19 protein-coding genes and 1 tRNA gene are annotated in these 19,288 nt (G+C 74.3%); 12 read left to right on the top strand and 8 right to left on the bottom strand.

What is annotated here, in order from left to right; genetic code table 11:
* Positions 1 to 384 precede the first annotated feature (384 nt).
* Entirely contained in the window at positions 385 to 651 is a 267-nt protein-coding gene (locus AC4OR8_RS04425; RefSeq protein ID WP_492164358.1) for a hypothetical protein, read from the bottom strand.
* 27 nt (positions 652 to 678) lie between these two features.
* Entirely contained in the window at positions 679 to 2,406 is a 1,728-nt protein-coding gene (locus tag AC4OR8_RS04420; RefSeq protein WP_492164473.1) for a sodium:solute symporter family protein, read from the bottom strand.
* Positions 2,407 to 2,584: 178 nt separating this feature from the next.
* On the opposite strand from AC4OR8_RS04420, the gene AC4OR8_RS04415 reads away from it, so the two are divergent.
* The 3 genes from AC4OR8_RS04415 (at position 2,585) to AC4OR8_RS04405 (ending at position 4,280) form a co-directional block, all read left to right on the top strand.
* Positions 2,585 to 3,130 (top strand): toxin-antitoxin system HicB family antitoxin, encoded by a 546-nt coding sequence (locus tag AC4OR8_RS04415; RefSeq protein WP_492164357.1) that lies wholly within the window; start codon positions 2,585 to 2,587, stop codon positions 3,128 to 3,130.
* Between the two features lie 121 nt (positions 3,131 to 3,251).
* Positions 3,252 to 4,070 carry a DUF4097 family beta strand repeat-containing protein gene (locus AC4OR8_RS04410; protein WP_492164356.1) on the top strand — a complete coding sequence of 273 codons (819 nt, stop codon included), beginning with the start codon at positions 3,252 to 3,254 and terminating at the stop codon, positions 4,068 to 4,070.
* Between the two features lie 57 nt (positions 4,071 to 4,127).
* Positions 4,128 to 4,280 carry a hypothetical protein gene (locus AC4OR8_RS04405; protein ID WP_492164355.1) on the top strand — a complete coding sequence of 51 codons (153 nt, stop codon included), beginning with the start codon at positions 4,128 to 4,130 and terminating at the stop codon, positions 4,278 to 4,280.
* Between the two features lie 20 nt (positions 4,281 to 4,300).
* Here the strand turns inward: AC4OR8_RS04405 and AC4OR8_RS04400 are convergent, their stop codons facing one another.
* Positions 4,301 to 5,281 (bottom strand): siderophore-interacting protein, encoded by a 981-nt coding sequence (locus AC4OR8_RS04400; RefSeq protein ID WP_492164354.1) that lies wholly within the window; start codon positions 5,279 to 5,281, stop codon positions 4,301 to 4,303.
* A gap of 74 nt (positions 5,282 to 5,355) precedes the next feature.
* A complete protein-coding gene (dcd, locus tag AC4OR8_RS04395) occupies positions 5,356 to 5,931 on the bottom strand; it encodes a dCTP deaminase (protein WP_492164353.1) in 576 nt (191 codons plus the stop codon).
* A 58-nt stretch (positions 5,932 to 5,989) separates the two neighbouring features.
* Between dcd and AC4OR8_RS04390 the strand changes: the two genes are divergently transcribed.
* The 4 genes from AC4OR8_RS04390 to AC4OR8_RS04375 all read left to right on the top strand — a co-directional run bounded on the left by AC4OR8_RS04390 (position 5,990) and on the right by AC4OR8_RS04375 (position 8,919).
* Positions 5,990 to 6,781, top strand: coding sequence for an SGNH/GDSL hydrolase family protein (locus tag AC4OR8_RS04390; RefSeq protein WP_492164352.1), 792 nt, complete (start codon positions 5,990 to 5,992; stop codon positions 6,779 to 6,781).
* Positions 6,782 to 6,825: 44 nt separating this feature from the next.
* A tRNA-Gly gene (locus AC4OR8_RS04385) sits at positions 6,826 to 6,901 on the top strand.
* A gap of 47 nt (positions 6,902 to 6,948) precedes the next feature.
* Positions 6,949 to 7,581, top strand: coding sequence for a DUF2461 domain-containing protein (locus AC4OR8_RS04380; protein ID WP_492164351.1), 633 nt, complete (start codon positions 6,949 to 6,951; stop codon positions 7,579 to 7,581).
* Positions 7,582 to 7,656: 75 nt separating this feature from the next.
* Positions 7,657 to 8,919 (top strand): cell division protein ZapB, encoded by a 1,263-nt coding sequence (locus AC4OR8_RS04375; RefSeq protein ID WP_492164350.1) that lies wholly within the window; start codon positions 7,657 to 7,659, stop codon positions 8,917 to 8,919.
* Positions 8,920 to 9,126: 207 nt separating this feature from the next.
* Here AC4OR8_RS04375 and AC4OR8_RS04370 read toward each other — a convergent pair whose 3' ends face one another.
* Entirely contained in the window at positions 9,127 to 9,585 is a 459-nt protein-coding gene (locus AC4OR8_RS04370) for an RrF2 family transcriptional regulator (protein WP_492164349.1), read from the bottom strand.
* Positions 9,586 to 9,783: 198 nt separating this feature from the next.
* Between AC4OR8_RS04370 and AC4OR8_RS04365 the strand changes: the two genes are divergently transcribed.
* Positions 9,784 to 11,658 (top strand): acyl-CoA dehydrogenase, encoded by a 1,875-nt coding sequence (locus AC4OR8_RS04365; RefSeq protein ID WP_492164348.1) that lies wholly within the window; start codon positions 9,784 to 9,786, stop codon positions 11,656 to 11,658.
* 106 nt (positions 11,659 to 11,764) lie between these two features.
* Here AC4OR8_RS04365 and AC4OR8_RS04360 read toward each other — a convergent pair whose 3' ends face one another.
* Positions 11,765 to 12,652 carry a LysR family transcriptional regulator ArgP gene (locus tag AC4OR8_RS04360; protein WP_492164347.1) on the bottom strand — a complete coding sequence of 296 codons (888 nt, stop codon included), beginning with the start codon at positions 12,650 to 12,652 and terminating at the stop codon, positions 11,765 to 11,767.
* Between the two features lie 70 nt (positions 12,653 to 12,722).
* On the opposite strand from AC4OR8_RS04360, the gene AC4OR8_RS04355 reads away from it, so the two are divergent.
* Positions 12,723 to 13,328 carry a LysE/ArgO family amino acid transporter gene (locus AC4OR8_RS04355; protein WP_492164346.1) on the top strand — a complete coding sequence of 202 codons (606 nt, stop codon included), beginning with the start codon at positions 12,723 to 12,725 and terminating at the stop codon, positions 13,326 to 13,328.
* A 17-nt stretch (positions 13,329 to 13,345) separates the two neighbouring features.
* Here AC4OR8_RS04355 and AC4OR8_RS04350 read toward each other — a convergent pair whose 3' ends face one another.
* Positions 13,346 to 14,215, bottom strand: coding sequence for an MOSC domain-containing protein (locus tag AC4OR8_RS04350; RefSeq protein WP_492164345.1), 870 nt, complete (start codon positions 14,213 to 14,215; stop codon positions 13,346 to 13,348).
* Between the two features lie 394 nt (positions 14,216 to 14,609).
* Here AC4OR8_RS04350 and AC4OR8_RS04345 point away from each other — a divergent pair, with 394 nt between their 5' ends.
* A complete protein-coding gene (locus tag AC4OR8_RS04345; RefSeq protein ID WP_492164344.1) occupies positions 14,610 to 15,194 on the top strand; it encodes an AAA family ATPase in 585 nt (194 codons plus the stop codon).
* A 46-nt stretch (positions 15,195 to 15,240) separates the two neighbouring features.
* On the opposite strand, the gene AC4OR8_RS04340 is transcribed toward AC4OR8_RS04345, so the two are convergent.
* The gene (locus tag AC4OR8_RS04340) at positions 15,241 to 16,182 is read right to left on the bottom strand and encodes an alpha/beta hydrolase family protein (RefSeq protein WP_492164343.1); all 942 of its coding nucleotides are present in this window, start codon (positions 16,180 to 16,182) and stop codon (positions 15,241 to 15,243) included.
* A 237-nt stretch (positions 16,183 to 16,419) separates the two neighbouring features.
* Here AC4OR8_RS04340 and AC4OR8_RS04335 point away from each other — a divergent pair, with 237 nt between their 5' ends.
* Positions 16,420 to 18,225 carry a GAF domain-containing SpoIIE family protein phosphatase gene (locus AC4OR8_RS04335; RefSeq protein ID WP_492164342.1) on the top strand — a complete coding sequence of 602 codons (1,806 nt, stop codon included), beginning with the start codon at positions 16,420 to 16,422 and terminating at the stop codon, positions 18,223 to 18,225.
* Between the two features lie 50 nt (positions 18,226 to 18,275).
* The gene (locus AC4OR8_RS04330; protein ID WP_492164341.1) at positions 18,276 to 19,214 is read left to right on the top strand and encodes an oxidoreductase; all 939 of its coding nucleotides are present in this window, start codon (positions 18,276 to 18,278) and stop codon (positions 19,212 to 19,214) included.
* Positions 19,215 to 19,288 lie beyond the last annotated feature (74 nt).

The following is a 19,288-nucleotide window of genomic DNA, read 5'->3' as shown; positions in this document are numbered from 1 at the left end:
GGGCGCCCACCCGGGCGCAGCACGGCCCGCGTCGACCTGGTCGACGCGGGCCGTCGTCGTCATGCCCTCGACACCGCGCTGCCGCCTGGGCCGCCTGGGCTGCCTGGGCTGCCTGGGCTGCGGTGGTGCGTCATACGAACCGTGGATGCGACTCCACCATCCGTATGACGTCAGGCCCCCGCCCCGCCCGACACGGCCCGGACGTCATACGAACCGTGGATGCGACCCCACCATCCGTATGACGCAAGCCCCCCGCCCCGGCAGCCTCGACACCCCGACCCCGCGGTCGCTGGGGACGTCATACGAACCGTGGATGCGACTCCACGGTTCGTATGACGCAAGCCTCGCCCGCAGCGCCGCGGCCCACCGCGGCGCAGCGCAGGCTCAGTGCGAGCTGCCGTCGACCGGCTCGACGTCGGAGGTGGGGGCGGGGACGACGACGGGGCGCACCCGGGCCCAGACCAGGAACGCCAGGCCGACGGCGAGCATGGCGAGGCCGGACCAGAGGTTGGCGTTCCAGCCGCCGGTCTTCTCGGTCTCGGGGTCGGCGAAGAGACCCATCAGGGTCAGGATGACGCCGTAGACGGCGAGCAGCGCTCCGATGATGTTGCGGATGTCGAAGGCACCCGCGGTGTGCTGGTTCTGGGCCATGGCTCAGGGTCCGATCGGTCGGGGTGGTCAGAAGACGGCGTTGAGGACGACGACGAGGCCGAGGGCGACGCCGGCCAGGGGCAGCGTGCGCTGGTACCAGGGGCGGCCCGCCTCGTCGGGGTCGACGAGGTCCTCGCGGGGGGTCTCGGAGTAGACGAGGCCCTTGAGCTCGGCGTACGGCTTGGGCTTCGTGAACATGGTGACCACGATGCTCAGCACGATGTCGACCACGAACGCCGCGCCGGCGGCGACGAACGACGCGCCCTGGCCGTCGAGCGGGATCACGCCGAGGCTGACGGAGCCGAAGGCGTCCTCGGAGAGGAACGCCACCGTGACCGCCGACAGCGTGCCGGCGACGAGGCCGACCCAGCCGGCAGTGGGCGTCATCCGCTTCCAGAACATGCCGAGGATGAAGGTCGCGAACAGCGGGGCGTTGAAGAACCCGAACAGGGTCTGCAGGTAGTCCATGATGTTCGAGAAGTTCGAGGCGAGCTGAGCGGTGAAGATGGCGATGGCGGTGGCGCCCACCGTGGCCAGGCGGCCGACCTTCAGGTAGTAGTCGTCGTCGCGGTCCTTCACGGCGTAGCGCTGCCACAGGTCGAAGCTGAAGACGGTGTTGAACGCCGAGATGTTGGCCGCCATGCCGGCCATGAACGCCGCGAGCAGGCCCGCGATGGCCACGCCGAGCAGGCCGTTGGGCAGCACGTCGCGCATCAGCAGGATCAGCGAGTCGTTGTAGCTGACCGTGCCGTCGGCACCACCTGCCACGGTCTCCCCGGCCTTGGTGCGGGCGATGTCGGAGACCAGGACGGCGGCGATCATGCCGGGCAGGATGGTGATGAACGGGATGAAGATCTTGGGGAAGGCGCCGATGATCGGCGTCTTGCGGGCCGCGGAGATCGAGTTGGTGGCCATCGCGCGCTGCACCTCGACGAAGTTCGTCGTCCAGTAGCCGAACGACAGCACGAAGCCGAGGCCGAACACGATGCCGATGACCGACAGCAGCTCGGAGTCGAAGCCGGTGAGGGCGGTGCCGGGCCAGGAGTTCAGCTGCTGCGACGCCGGCGCGATGGTGTCGGGGTTGTCGGCCGCGGCCTCGCCGATGCCCGACTTGAGCCCGTCCCAGCCGCCGACCCGGTTGAGGCCGATCAGCGTCAGGGGCAGCAGGGCCGCGACGATGACGAAGAACTGCAGCACCTCGTTGTAGATCGCCGCGCTCAGCCCGCCGAGGGTGATGTAGGACAGCACCACCACGGCGGCCACGACCAGCGCGATCCAGAGGTCCCAGCCGAGCAGCGCCTGGATGATGCTGCCGAGCAGGTAGAGGTTGATGCCCGCGATGAGCAGCTGGGCGATGGCGAACGAGATCGCGTTGACCAGGTGGGCCCCGGTGCCGAAGCGGCGGAACATGAACTCGGGGACCGAGCGCACCTTCGAGCCGTAGTAGAACGGCATCATCACCACGCCGAGGAACAGCATGGCCGGGATCGCGCCGACCCAGAAGTAGTGCACCGCCGGCAGTCCGAACTCCGCGCCGTTGGCCGACATGCCCATGATCTCGACCGCGCCGAGGTTGGCCGAGATGAACGCCAGGCCCGTCACCCAGGCCGGTAGCGAGCGGCCGGAGAGGAAGAAGTCCACCGAGTCCGAGACGTTGCGCCGGGCGATGACGCCGATGCCGAGGACGAAGGCGAAGTAGATGCCGATCAGCAGGTAGTCGACGAAGTGCGCCGAGATCAGCGTGTCACCGGCCATCGCCGTGGGGAGCGAGACGGACATAGGGGTCCTTTCCGAGGGCTGCGCGAAAACCTGCTGACCGTAGTCCTCCCCGGGGCCCGTTCCGCCACCGCCCCGGGGTCACGGCGTGGCGCGCCGCCAGGTTGACGTCACAGAACCCTTGTCATGACGTCAAGATGGTGTCACGATGGTGCACATGGACCTCACCCCGTACGTCGACGGCCTGCGCCGCGACCTGGCCGCGGCGGCCGACGCCTCGGGCGAGCAGGCCCGCGACCTCGCCGGGCGGCTCGGCCTGGCCCTCGACCCCGCCGCACGGCTGGCGCTGATGGAGGCGGTCTCCCACGCCGCGGCCGAGATCACCGCGGAGATGCCCGCCGGCGGCGTCGACGTCCGCCTCGACGGCCGCGACCTCGCGTTCGTCGTCGACACCAGCCCGGCCGCTCCCCCGCCGCCGCCCACCCCGCCCACTCCCCCGACACCGCCGGCGGCCCCGCCCGAGGCCGAGGACGACGGCGCGGTGTCGCGGGTGACCCTGCGGCTGCCGGAGCCGGTCAAGGCCCGCGCCGAGGAGCTCGCCGCCGAGGCCGGCCAGTCGCTCAACACCTGGCTCGTGCACGCCGTGCGCCGCGCCACCCAGGACCGGCCCGACGACGCGGGCCTCGACCTGTCGAGCCGGCAGGTCCCCAGTCCCCACTTCACCCGCAGCCCCGGCGCCCGCCGGATGACCGGCTGGGCCTGACCACCCGGCAGCCCCCCACCTGCAGACAGCAGCACCGCCCGTCCCACGGAGCCGGCCCCAGGCCGGCGCCGCGGTCCCGCACACCCTCGACCGGCCCGACCCTCACCCGCCAGGAGCCAGCATGAGCAGCACCCGCGAGCACCACCTCGACACCGACGGCCCCGCCGAGGTGTTCGTGCGCAACTCCCGCGGCACGGTCACCGTGACCGCCACCGACACCACGTGGGTCGACGTCACGGTCACCGGACGCGAGGCCCACGACGTCGTCGTGGAGCACGACGGCGCCCGCGTGGCCGTGCTGGCCCCCTCCGGCGGGGGCGCCGAGGCCTCCTACGCCATCGCCGTCACCGTGCCCGCGCAGACCTCCCTGCACGCCCGGCTCGGCTCCGCCGACCTCGCCACCACCGGCCTCCTCGCGGACGCCGTGGTCGAGGCGGGCTCGGGCGACGTGCACCTCGCCGCGCTGGAGGACGACTCCCGGGTGCAGACCGGCTCGGGCGACGTCGTCGTCGACGGTGCCGGCGCGCTGCGGGTGCAGTCGGGCTCCGGCGACGTCCGGCTCGGCGAGGTGACCGGCGCCGTGCAGGTCTCCACCGGTTCGGGCGACGTCGCGCTGCACCGCTGCGAGAGCGACCTCCAGGTCAAGACCGGCTCGGGCGACGTCGTGGTGCAGCACCTGGTGTCGTCGCTGACCTTCAGCACCGCCAGCGGCGACCTGCGCGTCGAGGTGGCCGAGCGCGGTGCGGTGTCGGCGCGCAGCGCCTCGGGCGACGTGCGGGTGGGGGTGGCGGCCGGCGTGCCGACCTTCACCGACGTCACCACCGTCAGCGGCGACCTCCGCTCGACCCTCGAGCCGCTCGGTGAGCCCGCGCCCGGCCAGGACCACCTCGTCGTGCGGGCGACCACCGTCAGCGGTGACATCCAGCTGCACCACCACTGACCACCACTGACCAGACCGAGCCAGACAGCCCACACCAGAGCCCCACCGGAGGAACCCATGAGCTACCCGCCCAGCATCAACCGCGACGACGCCCGCCAGGTCGTCGCCGACCGCATCGCCCGCGCCAGCGAGCGCCGGATGCCCGCCACGACCCGCCGCCGCGGCCTGTCCCGCCGCCGGCGCGACGTCACCGGCGGTCTCGACCTCTGACCCCGCCCTCCCGGGAGGGGTCAGGAGCGCATCGCGACGCCCTCGCGCCAGTAACCCATGAACGCGACCCGCCGGCGGTCCATGCCGAGGTCGCGCACCATCACCCGGCGCAGCCCGGTGACCACCTTCGACTCCCCCGCGATCCAGGCGTACACGTCGCCGCAGTCGGCCGCCTGACCCGTCGACTGACCTGCCGACTGACCTGCTGGCTGGGCCACCTCCTCGCCCGAGGAGGAGTACGTCGGGGTCTCCCACAGGTCGGGGTCGACCTCGTCGACCTCCACGACCCCCTCGGGCACGAACGGCGCCCGCAGGTGGGCCAGCACCTCGTGCTGGAGCTCGACCCCGCGGGGCCGGCCCTCGCGCGGCAGCCACACCACCTCGACGCCGGCAGGGCCGGCGAGCTCCTGCACGTCGGCGGCCGTCGGCACCTCCACGAAGGCGCAGCCCCGGGCATCGGCGTCGAGGCCGGCGAGGATGCCGGCGACGGCGGGCAGCGCGGTCTCGTCGCCGACCAGCAGCAGCCGGGCCCCGGGGGCGGGCGCGAACTCGATGCCGCCGTACGGCACGCTGCGACGCGGCCCGAGGACGACCACCTCGTCGCCCTCGCGGGCCCGCGCCGCCCAGGTCGACCCGGGCCCCGCGGCGTGCTCGCCGTCGTCGTCGTGCAGCACGATGTCGACCACCACCCGGGTGTCGGCGCCGTGCCCGACGACGTCGCGCACGGTGTAGGTGCGCATGTGGCCGCGCTCGGCGAGCGGGCGCTCGAGCCAGGTGGCGAACCACGACTCGTCGGCGCCCTCGATCGACGGCAGCGGGTGGTCGCCGTCGGGGAAGACCAGCTTGAAGCGCTGGTCGAGCAGCGGGCCGTCGACCCCGAAGTCGGCCAGCGCCGGCGACCCGAGCTCGAGGCGCACGAAGCTCGGGGAGAGCCGCTCGGCGCGCCGCACGGTCACCACCTCCAGCAGCATCGGCAGGGAGTGGGACGCGGTGGCGGTCATGGGTGACTCCGTCGGTCGATCAGGCCAGGTCGCTCAGGTCAGGTAAGGCATACCTTACCTGAACCGCGACCCGGTCAGATGACGGTGCGGTGGAACCCCTGGAACGAGCGCGACGGCGTCGGCCCCCGCTGGCCCTGGTAGCGGGAGCCGTACTTCTCCGAGCCGTAGGGGTGCTCGGAGGGCGAGGAGAGCCGGAAGAAGCAGAACTGGCCGATCTTCATGCCGGGGTAGAGCTTGATCGGCAGCGTCGCCACGTTGGCCAGCTCGAGGGTGACGTGCCCGGAGAAGCCCGGGTCGACGAACCCCGCGGTGGCGTGGGTGAGCAGGCCGAGGCGGCCCAGCGACGACTTGCCCTCCACGCGGGCGGCGATGTCGTCGGGCAGGCTCACCACCTCGTACGTCGAGCCGAGCACGAACTCCCCGGGGTGCAGGATGAACGGCTCGTCGGCGTCCGGCTCCACGATGCGGGTGAGGTCGGACTGGTCGGCCGCGGGGTCGATGTGCGGGTACTTGTGGTTCTCGAAGACCCGGAAGAACCGGTCGAGGCGCACGTCGACCGACGACGGCTGGAGCATCGCCGGCTCCCACGGCTCGAGGGCCACCCGGCCGGCGTCGATCTCGGCCCGGATGTCGCGGTCGCTGAGCAGCACGCGGTCAACCTACCGGCCCGGCGGCGCCGCACGGGGGCCGCGTCGGCAGAATGGGGCGGTGACCCCCCAGCGCTACGTCGCCCTCGGCGACTCCTTCACCGAGGGCGTCGGCGACCCCGACCCGGCCCGGCCCAACGGCCTGCGCGGGTGGGCCGACCGCGTCGCCGAGGTGCTCGCCGCGGCCTCGCCCGACTTCGGCTACGCCAACCTCGCCATCCGCGGGCGCAAGCTCGACGGCATCCTCGCCGAGCAGGTCGACCCGGCGCTGGCCCTGCGCCCCGACCTGGTCACGGTCTACGCCGGCGGCAACGACGTGCTGCGCCCCTCGGTCGACCTCGACGCCCTCGTCGGGCGCTACGACACCGCGCTGGGCCGGCTGGTCGCCGCCGGTGCCCGGGTGCTGGTGTTCACCGCCTTCGACCCCGGCGGCTCCGCGATCTACCGGCCGGTCCGCACCCGGTTCGCCCTCTACAACGAGCTGGTGCGCGAGGCCGCCGACCGCCACGGCGCCGACGTGGTCGACTTCTGGCGCATGCGCGACTACCGCGACTGGCGCTACTGGGACGACGACCGCATGCACCTCGGCCCCGCCGGCCACCAGCGGATGGCGATCGAGGTGCTCGACGTGCTCGGCGTCGAGCACGACCTGCGCCCGCCGGTGCTGCACGACGGGCCCAGCCCGACGCGCCGGGAGCAGCTCGTCCGCGACGCCACCTGGCTGCGCGAGTGCGCGGCGCCGTGGGTGCACCGCCGCCTCACCGGCCGCTCCTCGGGCGACGGCCTCGCGGTCAAGCACCCCGCGCTCACCCGCGACCTCACCGGCACCCGGGCTGCGCCGACGCCGTCCTGATCGTCTAGCATGGCGCCGTCGACCGGGCAGCCCCCGGCGATGCTGCGGACGTAGCTCAGTTGGTAGAGCGCGACCTTCCCAAGGTCGATGTCGCGAGTTCGAGTCTCGTCGTCCGCTCCACACTCCTCCCACCGGCCGCCCACCGGCCGCCCGCCTAGGCTCGGCGGGTGGAGTTCACCGGTTTCCCCGTCGCGGCCCTCGACTTCTACGACGACCTCGAGGTCGACAACACCAAGTCGTTCTGGGAGAAGCACCGCGGCGTCTACGACGAGTCGGTCAAGGCGCCGTTCGCCGCGCTGGCCGAGGTGCTGGCGCCCGAGTTCGGCGCGGTCAAGGTGTTCCGGCCCTACCGCGACGTCCGCTTCGCCAAGGACAAGACGCCGTACAAGACCCACCAGGGCGCCTTCGCCGCCGCCGGCCCCGCCACCGGGTGGTACGTCGAGCTGTCGCCGCGCGGGCTGCGCACGGGCGCCGGGTTCTACGACGCCGCCGGCCCGCGGCTCGCGGCGTACCGCGACGCCGTCGCCCACGACCTGTACGGCGCCGAGCTGGAGGAGCTGCTCGCCCACCTGGTGCGCGACGGCTTCGAGGTGGGCGGTGACCGGCTGAAGACCTCCCCGCGCGGCTGGTCGGCCGACCACCCCCGCATCGCGCTGCTGCGCCACCGCTCGCTCACCGTGGCGCGCGCCCACGGCTTCGACCCGGCCGTGCACACCCCCGCCGCGCTCGACCTGGTGCGCGACGACTGGCGGGCGCTGCGCCCGCTGGTGGAGTGGTGCCGCCGCCACGCGCAGGACTGAGGCGTCACGGGACGATCCGGGTCCGGCCGACCGCCGTTCACCGGGCGGCTGCCCGCCGGTGCCACCGTGCGCGACATGGCCAAGCGCAAGCTGTTCCTGCACGTCGGGCTCGCCCACGCCGGAGGCGCCGTGGTGGCACCCGCGCTGGTCCGCCACGCCGCGCACCTCGCCGAGGTCGGCGTCGTGTGCCCGGCCCGCTCCTCGGAGGAGACGTTCCGCGCCGCCGTCGAGGTGCGCCGCGACCACAAGGCGTGGGGCTACCGGCGTCGCGAGGTCGAGGGCGCCTGGGCCGCGCTGTGCCAGCGGGCGCGCACCACCGGCGGCAAGCGCGACACGGTCGTGCTGAGCGAGGAGCACCTCGCCGGCGCCGACGCCGACCAGGTCGCCCTGCTGCTCGACGGCGTGGCCGGCTTCGAGGTGCACGTGGTCGTGGTCGTCGCCGACCCCGCCTCCCAGCTGCTCGCGTCGTGGTCGGCGGCGGTGCGCGCCGGCAGCCCCACCACCCTGCGGCGCTGGTCGCGCCGCGTGCTGGAGCCCGAGCGCAGCCGCCCCGAGGCCCGCGCCTTCTGGGCCGACCAGGACGTGGACGCCGTGGTCGGGCGGTGGGCCGACGCGCTGCGCCGCCCCGACCGCGTGCACGTGGTCGTGGTGCCCCCCGGCGGCGACGCCGGCGCCCACACCTGGCGGCGCCTCGGCGAGCTGGCCGGCTTCGACGCCGCCGCCCTGCCGCTGGACGACGTCGTGGTGGCGGCGCTCGGCGCTCCCGGTCTCGACCCTGCCGCACCGGCCGACCTCGACGACCTCTCCGGCGGGGTCGACCCGGCCGACCTGGCCGTCCTCGACGACGTCGCCGAGGCCCTCGACGGCCGGGCCGCGGCGGCGCTGCTGCCCCGGGCCACCCCCGGCCTCGCCGAGCCGGCCGATGCCGCCGGCCACCGCTTCGCGACCGGCGCCGACACCGGTTCCGGCGCCGGCCCCACCGACGGGTCCGGCGCGCGGCCCGCCACCCTGCCGCCGGAGCTGCACGACGAGCTGCGCGAGCTGGCCGAGCACTGGGGCAAGGTGCTGGCCGGCGCGGGGTGGGACGTGCACGGCGACACCGCCGACCTGGTGCCGCGGCGCCCGTCGTACGCCGGCGACCCCGACGGCGTGACCCTCGAGCAGCGGCTCGCCTCGGCCACCGACGCCGTGGCCGACCTGCTGGTGGAGGTCGCGCGGCTACGCGAGGCCAACGAGTCGCTCGAGCGGCGCAACGCCAAGCTGGAGCGCAAGCGCACCAAGCTCAAGACCCGCCTCGCCGCGACGACCTCCCGCGCGGGCGGCACCACCCGCGACTGAGGCCGCTCGGGCCGCCGCGCCGGTGGTTTCGAGACGCTCGTCGCTGGCGCTCCTCGCTCCTCAACCACCGACCGTGGTCGGGAGGGAGCGCCAGCGACCGTCTCGACACCACCGACGTACGCCGGAGCGGCCGCGGTCAGTCGGTGGTTGCGGAGGGAGCGCCAGCGACCGTCTCGAAACCACCCATGTACGCCGACGCGGCCGCGGTCAGTGCGGCTGCCAGGCGTCCTCGTCGGAGGTGCGCTCGGTGACCGAGGTGGGAAGGTCGCGGTCGGCGAGCTGCTGGATCGAGACCTGCTCGAAGACGTCGCGCAGGGCGTGCCGCGCGGCGATCCACACCCGCTGCAGGTCGCCGGCCGACTCGTTGTAGCTGACCGCCTCCGGGCGCAGGCCGTAGACCGACACCAGGGGCCCGTCGACGGCGCGGATGACGTCGGCCACCGACACGTCGCTGGCCGGGCGCCCCATCCGCCAGCCGCCCGACTGGCCGCGCTGCGACATCACCACGCCGGCGCGGCGCAGGTCGGCGAGGATGGCCTGGAGGAAGCCGTGGGGGATGTCCTGCAGGCGTCCGAGCTCCTCCGCGCTCACCGCACGCCCGTCGGCCCGCGACGCCATCTCGATCAGGGCGCGCAGGGCGTAGTCGGACTTGGCAGAGACGCGCATGGCGCCAGTCTGGCAGACGCCCGCCCTCCCCCGGCGCGCCAGCGGAGACCGCCGTCACAGGGGTCGCCCCCCGCTCCGGGGGTTCGGTTGCGCGCCGGGGCGCCCCCTCCTACCATTGTTACCGATCAGTAGACCGACGGGTAACGAGGCGGCTCGACCAGCCGCCCGGCCGCGACCACCAGCAGAAGGTGTGCACCAGTGAGCCACTACAAGAGCAACCTGCGCGACATCGAGTTCAACCTCTTCGAGGTGCTCGGTCGCGACGCCGTCCTCGGCTCCGGCCCGTTCGCCGAGGTCGACGCCGAGACCGCGCGCGAGATCCTCGCCGAGGTCGACCGCCTGTCCCGCGAGGACCTGGCCGCCTCCTACGAGGACAGCGACCGCAACCCGCCGGTCTTCGACCCCACCACGCACACCGCGCCGGTCCCGGAGTCGTTCAAGAAGAGCTACCAGGCCTGGATGGACTCCGAGTACTGGCGCCTGCAGATCAGCGAGGAGCTCGGCGGCACCCCCGCCCCGTCGTCCCTGGTCTGGGCCCTCGGCGAGCTGGTGCTCGGCGCCAACGCCCCCGTGTGGATGTACGGCGCGGGCGCGCCGTTCGCCGCGATCGTGCACCGCAACGGCAACGACCGCGACAAGCGCATCGCCGAGATCATGGTGGAGCGGCAGTGGGGCGCCACGATGGTGCTCACCGAGCCCGACGCCGGCTCCGACGTCGGCGCCGGCCGCGCCAAGGCCACCCCGAACGACGACGGCTCCTGGAACATCGAGGGCGTCAAGCGGTTCATCACCTCCGCCGAGCACGACATGAGCGAGAACATCATGCACCTCGTGCTCGCCCGTCCCGTGGGCGTCGAGGGCGTCGGCGGGCCCGGCACCAAGGGCCTCTCGCTCTTCCTGCTGCCCAAGACCCACTTCGACCACCAGACCGGCGAGCTCACCGGCGAGCGCAACGGCGTCTACGTCACCAACGTCGAGCACAAGATGGGCATCAAGGTGTCCAACACCTGCGAGGTCACCTTCGGCGACGCCTCCGTCGGCGGCGGCGAGCCCGCGAAGGGCTGGCTCCTCGGCGAGGTGCACAACGGCATCGCCCAGATGTTCCAGGTCATCGAGAACGCCCGGATGATGGTCGGCACGAAGGCCATCGCCACCCTCTCCACCGGCTACCTCAACGCCCTCGACTACGCCAAGACCCGCCAGCAGGGCGCCGACCTCACCCGCTCCGGCGACAAGACCGCCCCGCGCGTCCCGATCACCCACCACCCCGACGTGCGCCGCTCGCTGATGGTGCAGAAGTCGTTCTCCGAGGCCATGCGCGCCCTGGTGCTCTACACCGCCACCTGGCAGGACCAGGTCATGCTCGCCGAGCACGGCGGCACGGCCGACTCCGAGGAGAACAAGCTCGCCGCGGCCGTCAACGACCTGCTCCTGCCGATCGTGAAGGGCTACGGCTCGGAGCGCTCCTGGGTGCTGCTCGGCACCGAGTCGCTGCAGACCTTCGGCGGCTCGGGCTTCCTGCAGGAGTACCCCGTCGAGCAGTACGTGCGCGACGCGAAGATCGACACCCTCTACGAGGGCACCACCGCGATCCAGGGCCAGGACTTCTTCTTCCGCAAGATCGTCAAGGACCAGGGCAAGGCACTGGGCCACCTCGCCGCCCAGATCCAGGGGTTCATCGACTCCGAGGCCGGCAACGGACGGCTGAAGAACGAACGCCAGCTGCTCGCCACCGCCCTCGACGACGCCAACGCCATCGTCGGCCACATGATCAACGACCTGATGAGCGCCCAGGACGAGATCCGCAACATCTACAAGGTCGGCCTCAACACCAGCCGCCTGCTGATGGCCCTCGGCGACGTCGTCTGCGGCTGGCTGCTGCTGCGCCAGGCCGAGGTCGCCCTGGAGAAGCTCGGCGGCGAGCCGAGCGCCAAGGACAAGGCGTTCTACGAGGGCAAGGTCGCTGCGGCGCAGTTCTTCGCCCAGTACAACCTGCCCAAGATCAGCGCCGAGCGCGCCATCGCCGAGGCCACCCAGCTCGACCTGATGGACCTCGACGAGGCGTCCTTCTGACCCCCGGCTGACCCCCCTGCCCCACCGGGCCGCCGCTCCCCTTGTCACGCGGTGTCCACGGTCCTGGTGCGGTGCTGCGGCACCGCACCGGATCCTGGACACCGCGTCACAAGGGCGGGGCGGGGCGCAGCACGGCCGCGGCCTCCCGGCGTACGACGTCGGTGAGCCGGGCCAGCAGCGGGGAGTCGAGGCGCCAGCGCTGCCAGGAGAGCGCGACGTCCACCCGGGCGCGCGCGGCCAGCAGCACCAGCCGCCCGGCCTCGAGGTCGGGGTCGAGCTGCGGCTCGGGCAGCAGGCCCCAACCGAGGCCGTGGCGCACGGCCTCGTGGAAGTCCGCGGACGTCGGCACGCGGTGCACGACCGGGGGGCGACCCAGGCCTCGCTCGGCGAGCAGGTCGTCCTGCAGGGCGTCCTTCTCGTTGAACACCACCACCGGCATCCGCGCCCAGTCGGCGCGCCCGCCGCGCACCCACCGCTGCACGAAGCCCGGGGAGGCCGCCGGGCGGTAGCGCAGCACCCCGAGCGGCTCGACGGTGCAGCCCTGCACGGCCACCGGGTCGCTGGTGATCGCCGCCAGCGCCTCGCCGCGGCGCAGCAGGTCGGTGGAGGTGGCCTGGTCCTCCACGTCGAGGCGCAGGGCCACGCCGTCCCACGCCCCGACGGCGCCGAGCACACCGCCGAACCAGGTCGCCAGCGAGTCGGCGTTGACCGCCACCCGCAGCTCGACCACCACCCCGCTGGCCGCCAGCTCCTCGCGGGCCTCGGCCCACAGCAGGCTGGTCTCGCGGCCCAGGCGCACCAGCCGCTCACCGGCCGGCGTCGGGGTGCACGGCGTCGTGCGCCGCAGCAGCACCTGCCCGGCCAGGGTCTCCAGCGCCCGAATGCGCTGGCTCACCGCGCTCGGCGTGACGTGCAGCGCGCGGGCGGCCGCCTCGAACGTGCCGTGGTCGGCGATCGCCACGAGCGCGGCGAGCTGGGCGGGCTGCAGGTCCATGAAGCGACGCTAACCGACCCCGAGTTTCTTTCGCTGGGCTTCACGCCGGTGAGCGCCTAGCGTCGACCGCGTGATCCTCGACCTCGGCGCCGGCCTGCTCACCGGGCTCTCCCTCATCGTGGCCATCGGCGCGCAGAACGCGTTCGTGCTGCGCCAGGGGCTGCTGCGCCGCCACGTCGCCACCGTCGTCGCGGTGTGCGCCGTGTCCGACCTGGCGCTGATCCTCGCCGGCGTCGCCGGCATCGGCACCCTGGTCGAGCAGGCGCCGCTCGCCCTCGACGTGGTGCGCTGGCTGGGCGCGGCGTTCCTGGCCGCGTACGGCGTGCGCTCGCTGCTCGCCGCGCGGGCCGGCGGCTCGGCCCTGCGTGCGGCGTCCGGCGCCGACGGCACGCTGAGGATGGCGGTGGCCACCGCGGTGGCGCTCACCTGGCTCAACCCGCACGTCTACCTCGACACCGTCCTGCTTCTCGGCTCGGTGGCGAGCACGCACGGCGACGAGGGCCGCTGGTGGTTCGCCGGCGGGGCGTGCGCGGCGTCGCTGCTGTGGTTCACCGCCCTCGGGTACGGCGCACGCCTCGCCTCGGGCCTGTTCGCCCGGCCCCGCGCCTGGCAGGTGCTCGACGTGGTGATCGGCGTGGTGATGCTCGCCATCGCGCTGCGGCTCGCGCTGGGCTGATCGTGCTCCCGCGGCGCTCAGACCGCGGGTCGCAGCGGGCCGCCACCGGGCTCGGCCGCCTCCAGCACCTCGACCTCGTCGCCGACGCGGAGGGTGACCGGCGCGGCGCCGGGCTCGACGTCCGGCACCAGGTTGACGCCGAACCAGGTGGCGCCGTCCCAGCGGCGCAGGCGCGCCAGCGACGCGATCGGCTCGCGCCCGCCCTCGGCGGTGTCGGGGTCGAGGGTGGTGATCACGCAGCGGGCGCAGCCCTTCACCGCGCGGAACACCGCGCCGCCGATGCGCAGCACGCGCCAGTCGTCCTCCACCCACGCAGCCGTGCCGGACACCACCACGTTGGGGCGGAAGCGGGTCATCGACAGCGGGTCGTGGGCGCCCTCGCTGCGCTCCACGACCACGTCGTTGAGCGCGGCCAGCGACTGCTCGCTGGCCACGAGGAGGGGGTAGCCGTCGGCCAGCGACACCCGGTCGTCGGCGCGGCTGAAGGCGGGGCTGGTGGCGCGGCGCATGGGATCGTCGAGGTGCACCAGCCGCACGCTGCGCTCGAGCACGTCGCTGAACCACGCGTCCGCCTCGACCCCGGCCGCCGCGGTGGTGAGCTCGGAGCTCCACAGCGACACCGGCACCTGCCGGGCCGGGTCGGGCACGGCCACCGCCAGCGGCTCGCGGCCGACGGCGCGCAGGAGCAGCCCGTCGGGGGTGAGCGCGGGGTCGACCAGCAGCAGCCCGTGGGCCTGGCGCGCCGTCACCGCCCGGCCCGTCTCGTCGACCACCATCCACCGCCGGTCACCGGCCAGCCCCCAGGGCTCCACCACCGCCTGGCCGACGTCCTCCCCCCGGCACGACTTCACCGGGAACCGGTGCATCGAGGCGAGGCGGGCGGACACCGCGCCATCGTAGGTGGGGTGGTCGGGTGGAGCGTCATACGTTCCGTGGGGTCGCACCCACCGTTCGTATGACGTCCTGCCCGCCGAGCCGCCGCGCACCCCGGGGCCGCCCGAGCGTCATACGTTCCGTGGAGTCGCACCCACCATTCGTATGACGTCCCGCCCGCCGAGCCCCGGGGCCGCCCGAGCGTCATACGTTCCGTGGAGTCGCACCCACCATCCGTATGACGTCCCGCCCACCGACCCGCCGCGCACCCCCCGCGGCCGCCCGAGCGTCATACGTTCCGTGGAGTCGCACCCACCATTCGCATGACGTCCCGCCCACCGAGCCGCCGACCACACCCACCCGCCAGGACGCCGGGCGCCGGGCCGGCGGGCGTCGTAGGGTCGCGGCGTGAGCCGGCTGATCCACCTCAACGGCCCCCCGGGCATCGGCAAGAGCACGGTGGCGGCCCGCTGGGCCGAGGAGCACCCCGGCACGCTCGCCTGCGACATCGACGTGCTGCGCACGATGATCGGCGGCTGGCGCGACGACTTCGGCGGGGCCGGCGAGCTGGTGCGGCCGGCGGCGCTGGCGATGATCACCGCCTACCTCGCCGAGGGCCACGACGTCGTGCTGCCGCAGCTGATCGCCCGCGCGGAGGAGCTCGCGCGGTTCCGGGGTGCGGCGACCGCGGGGGGCGCGGTGCACGTGCACGTCGTGCTGACGACCACGCGCGCGGACGCCGTCGCCCGCTTCCACCGCCGCCCTGCCGACGACCCCCACCACGACGCCGTGCGTCGCGTGGTCGCCGACGACGGCGGTGACGCCGCCCTGGGCGACGTGCACGACCGCCTCACGGCCCTGGTCGCCGCCACCCCCGGCACGCACGTGGTGACCGCCGCCGAGGGCGACCTCGACGGCACCTACCGCGACGTGACGGCGGCCGTGGCGGCGGCCTCGGCGGCGCAGGCGCAGGCGCAGGCGCAGGCGCCCTGACGGGCACCGGGGTCGCTGGTGGGGTGCCGGCCGAGGCCGGCGCAGGTCACCAGGTGCAGGTCGCGCGGTACTCCGAGAGCCGGCTGTCGACCGGCGCCGGGCACAGGAACTGCTGGTAGCGCAGGTCGTCGTCGACGAACCGCTTCAGCCAGGCGATGGAGAGGCGGCTGATCGAGGGGTTCGTGGTGTTGGGCGCGTAGTGGCTGGCGCCGGCGAGCTCGGCGTACGCCTTGGGCGTCGTGGCGTGCAGCCCGGCGTAGAAGGGCTCGGAGTGGCGCGACACCGAGGCCACGGTGTCGTCCTCGGCGCCGATGATCATCGTCGGCGTGGTGACCTCGGGCCAGGTCTTGTCGGTGTTGTACGCCGTGAGCGGCACGGCGGCCTGCAGCGAGGGCCGGTCCTTGGCGGCCTCGAGCGCCCCGCCGCCGCCCATCGAGTGGCCCATCACGGCCAGGCGGGAGGCGTCGACCCGCGTCCGCACGGTGCTGCGCTGGGTGAGGTGGTCGAGCGCGGCGAGCAGCTGGTCGCCGCGGGAGGAGGGCTGGTCGTAGCGCGAGTTCGTGTCGATGACGAAGACGACGAAGCCGTGAGAGGCCAGCCGCGGGCCGAGCCACGCGACCGACGACTGCGACGCGGTGTAGCCCGGCGAGACCGCGACGCCGCCGAAGGTGCCGTCGGCGGTGGTGGTCGGGTAGTAGATGGTGCCGCCGCCGAAGCCGCTGGCGGCGGTGCGCGACACGGTGGTGGAGGAGGTCGTGTAAGGCCCGGTGGCGGCGAGACCGGCCGCCGTGGGGTCGGGGCCGCGGTCGTAGGGGTTGGCGGTGTCGGCCGGCGCGGCACCGGCGGGCTGCGGGCCGGCCACCAGGACGGCGAGCAGCAGGGCGAGGACGGCGCCCGCGCGGGCGACGGCGCCGGCGGCCGGGGTGGTGACCGGGGTGGTGGTCGGGGTGACGCCCGGGCTGGGCAGGGCTGTGCTGGACGTGATCATGATCGCTCCCGAGATGAAGTGACGCTGACCCTGCCGAGGCTAGGCGCCCACCGGGGCCACGCCCAGCCCTGCACGGGCACCACCTCGGTGAACTCGGCGGAACCACCCGGTGACCCCGCCCGGCCCGGCCCCGCCCCGACGTGCGCCCGCCGCCGGCGGGCCGGGATTCGTCGCCTCACCGGGCGCGGGCGACCATGGCAGGACACCGGCGACGACGCCACCACGAAGGGTCCACCCATGAGCAGCCGAGCCCAGAGCGCCGGGCCCGTCGACCCCACGCCGTACGACGCCTACGCCCGGATGGTGCAGCGGCTGCTCGGCTGCCCGGTGGCGCTGGTGACCCTGGTCGAGCCCGACCGGCAGTGGTTCCCCGGCATGGTCGGCCTGGCCGAGCCGTGGGCCTCGGCCCGGGAGACCCCCCTCACCCACTCCTTCTGCCAGCACGTCGTGGCCGACGGCGCCCCGCTGGTGATCAGCGACGCCCGCGAGGACGACCGGCTGCGCGACAACCTGGCCATCCCCGACCTCGACGTCGTGGCGTACGCCGGGTGGCCGCTGGTCGACCACGACGGCCGCGTCGTCGGCTCCCTGTGCGCGATCGACAGCGAGCCGCACACCTGGGAGGACCAGGAGCTCGCCGTGCTCGCCGACCTCGCCGCCGCATGCTCGGCGGCCGTGGCGGAGAGCGCGCTGCGCGAGGTGGCGGCCGCCTCGGCGCAGCTGGCCAACGACCTGGCCCACCGCAGCCGGGTGCTGCTCGCGCTGAGCGAGGCGCTGTCGGCGACCCGCACCCTGGCCGACGTGGCAGGCGCCCTGCAGCGGGTGGCCGTGGAGCAGCTCGGCTGCGTGCGGGCGGGGGTGTGGGTGACCGACGCCCACGACCCGAGCCGCTCCGCCGACCTGCCCGCGGTGGCCCGCGGCGTGGGCGGGCTGCTGCGCTACGTCAGCCCGGAGGGCGACAGCTGGCGCTCGGCGCAGCTCAACCGCGAGCTCGCCGTCGACGCCGGCAACCCCGTGGGGCACTGTGTGGTCACGATGCGCCCGCTGGCCTTCGAGGACGTCGCCACCCAGCACGAGGAGTACCCCGACGTCGACTACCGCGACCAGGTGGGCCAGGGCCGGGCCTGCTGGCCGCTCGCCGACCGCGGCGAGGTGCTCGGCGCGATGGCGCTGGTGTGGGAGGAGCCCCGCCGCCTCAGCGACGACGACCACCTCACGCTCGGCGCGCTGGCGTCCTACACCGCGCAGGCGATCAAGCGGGCGCTGCTCACCCAGGCCCAGGTCGACGCGCTGGTCGTGCTGCAGAGCGCCCTGCTGCCGGCCCTGCCCGCCACCGACCTGCTCGACATGGCCGCGCGCTACCGGCCCGCCACCGAGCGCGACCAGGTGGGCGGCGACTGGTACGACGCCGTCGTCCTGCCCACCGGCTCGGTCAGCCTGATGGTGGGCGACGTGGTGGGCCACGACGTGGAGGCCGCCGCCACGATGGGCCAGCTGCGCACGATGCTGCGGGCCTTCGCCTGGTCGGTGGACGACGCGCCCTCGCAGAACGTCACCCGCCTCGACGCCGCGATGCGCGACCTCGACATCGACGCGATGGCCAGCCTGGTCTACGCCTGGGTCGAGCCCAGCGTCTACGGCGACGGGGACGACGGCGCCAGCCAGCACCTGCGCTGGACCAACGCCGGCCACGTGCCGCCGCTGCTGGTCGACCCCGACGGCGGCTGCCGCCTGCTGCACGGCGACCTCGCCGACCTGATGGTCGGTGTCGACCCCACGGCGCCCCGCAACGAGTACCGCACCCCCGTCGCCGACGGGTCGCTGCTGCTGCTCTACACCGACGGCCTCGTGGAGCGGCGCGACGAGCACCTCGACGTCGGGCTCGAGCGGCTGGTCGCCGCGGCGCGGCGCCACCACCGGCTGCCGGTCGGGCAGTTCGTCGACGCCGTGCTCGACGACACCGCGGCCAGCGCGCTCGACGACGACGTCGCCATGCTGGCGGTGCGCTTCGCCACCGCACCCCCGGTCGGGCCCGCCCTCTAGGCTCGGGGCATGACCGCCGACGACACCCTCCGACCGACCCGAGCGGCGTCGTGACCGCCCCCGTCGACACCTGGCGCCTCGCCGACGTGCCCGACCAGGCCGGGCGCACCGTCGTGGTCACCGGCACCAGCCTCGGCGGCCTGGGCCACCACACCGCCCTCGAGCTCGCCCGCCGCGGCGCCCGGGTCGTGCTGGCCGGGCGCACGGAGTCGAAGCTGGCCGAGACCGAGCGGGCGATCCGCGCGGAGGTCACCGCGCCCGCGCTCGAGCGGCTCGTGGTCGACGTCTCCGACCTCTCCTCGGTGCGCCGGGCGGCCGCCGAGGCCCAGGGGCTGGGGCCCGTGCACGTGCTGGTCAACAACGCCGGCGTGATGGCCCCGCCCCACACCCGCACCGCCGAGGGCCTCGAGCTGCAGATGGCCACCAACCACTTCGGCCCGTTCCTGCTCACCGGCCTGCTGCTGCCGCAGCTGGTCGCGTCCGGCGACGCCCGGGTCGTGGCGGTCTCCTCGCTCGGTCACCGGATGGCGCGCCGCGCCCCGCTCGGCGACCCCCGCACGCAGCAGGGCCGCTACAGCCGCTGGCGCGTGTACGGCGAGACCAAGCTGGCCAACCTGCTGTTCACCCACGAGCTCGACCGGCGCGCCCGTGAGGCGGAGGTGCCGGTGCGGGCGATGGCGGCCCACCCGGGGGTCGCCGGCACCCACCTGGTCGCCAACGGCACCGTGGGCCGCTCGAGCAACCTGGTGGCCTCCGTGCTCGGCGGCGCCACCCGCGCGGTGACCCAGAGCGCGGCCGCCGGCGCCTGGCCCACCCTGATGGCCGCCACCGCCGACCTGCCGGGCTCGACGTACTGCGGTCCCAGCGGCCTCGGCGAGGTCTCCGGCGCCCCCCAGGTGGTCACCAGCAACGCCCTCTCCCACGACCCCGACGCCCAGCGCCGGCTCTGGGAGCTCAGCCAGGACGTCACCGGGATCAGCTACCCCTAGGTCCAGCGGCACCGGAGGTCGAGCAGCGAGGGCCGGAGGCCCGAGCGTCATCGAGACCCCCGCGAGCCGCCTCC

This window comes from Nocardioides sp. FY1077, from assembly GCF_058681775.1.
This window is presented reverse-complemented; position numbering and strand designations above follow the sequence as displayed.

Bases quoted from the DNA above. Each gene is read 5' to 3' on its own strand.
- AC4OR8_RS04425 (WP_492164358.1), bottom strand. From the start codon at position 651: ATGGCCCAGAACCAGCACACCGCGGGTGCCTTCGACATCCGCAACATC.
- AC4OR8_RS04420 (WP_492164473.1), bottom strand. From the start codon at position 2,406: ATGGCCGGTGACACGCTGATCTCGGCGCACTTCGTCGACTACCTGCTG.
- AC4OR8_RS04415 (WP_492164357.1), top strand. From the start codon at position 2,585: ATGGACCTCACCCCGTACGTCGACGGCCTGCGCCGCGACCTGGCCGCG.
- AC4OR8_RS04410 (WP_492164356.1), top strand. From the start codon at position 3,252: ATGAGCAGCACCCGCGAGCACCACCTCGACACCGACGGCCCCGCCGAG.
- AC4OR8_RS04405 (WP_492164355.1), top strand. From the start codon at position 4,128: ATGAGCTACCCGCCCAGCATCAACCGCGACGACGCCCGCCAGGTCGTC.
- AC4OR8_RS04400 (WP_492164354.1), bottom strand. From the start codon at position 5,281: ATGACCGCCACCGCGTCCCACTCCCTGCCGATGCTGCTGGAGGTGGTG.
- AC4OR8_RS04375 (WP_492164350.1), top strand. From the start codon at position 7,657: ATGGCCAAGCGCAAGCTGTTCCTGCACGTCGGGCTCGCCCACGCCGGA.
- AC4OR8_RS04370 (WP_492164349.1), bottom strand. From the start codon at position 9,585: ATGCGCGTCTCTGCCAAGTCCGACTACGCCCTGCGCGCCCTGATCGAG.
- AC4OR8_RS04360 (WP_492164347.1), bottom strand. From the start codon at position 12,652: ATGGACCTGCAGCCCGCCCAGCTCGCCGCGCTCGTGGCGATCGCCGAC.
- AC4OR8_RS04340 (WP_492164343.1), bottom strand. From the start codon at position 16,182: ATGATCACGTCCAGCACAGCCCTGCCCAGCCCGGGCGTCACCCCGACC.
- AC4OR8_RS04335 (WP_492164342.1), top strand. From the start codon at position 16,420: ATGAGCAGCCGAGCCCAGAGCGCCGGGCCCGTCGACCCCACGCCGTAC.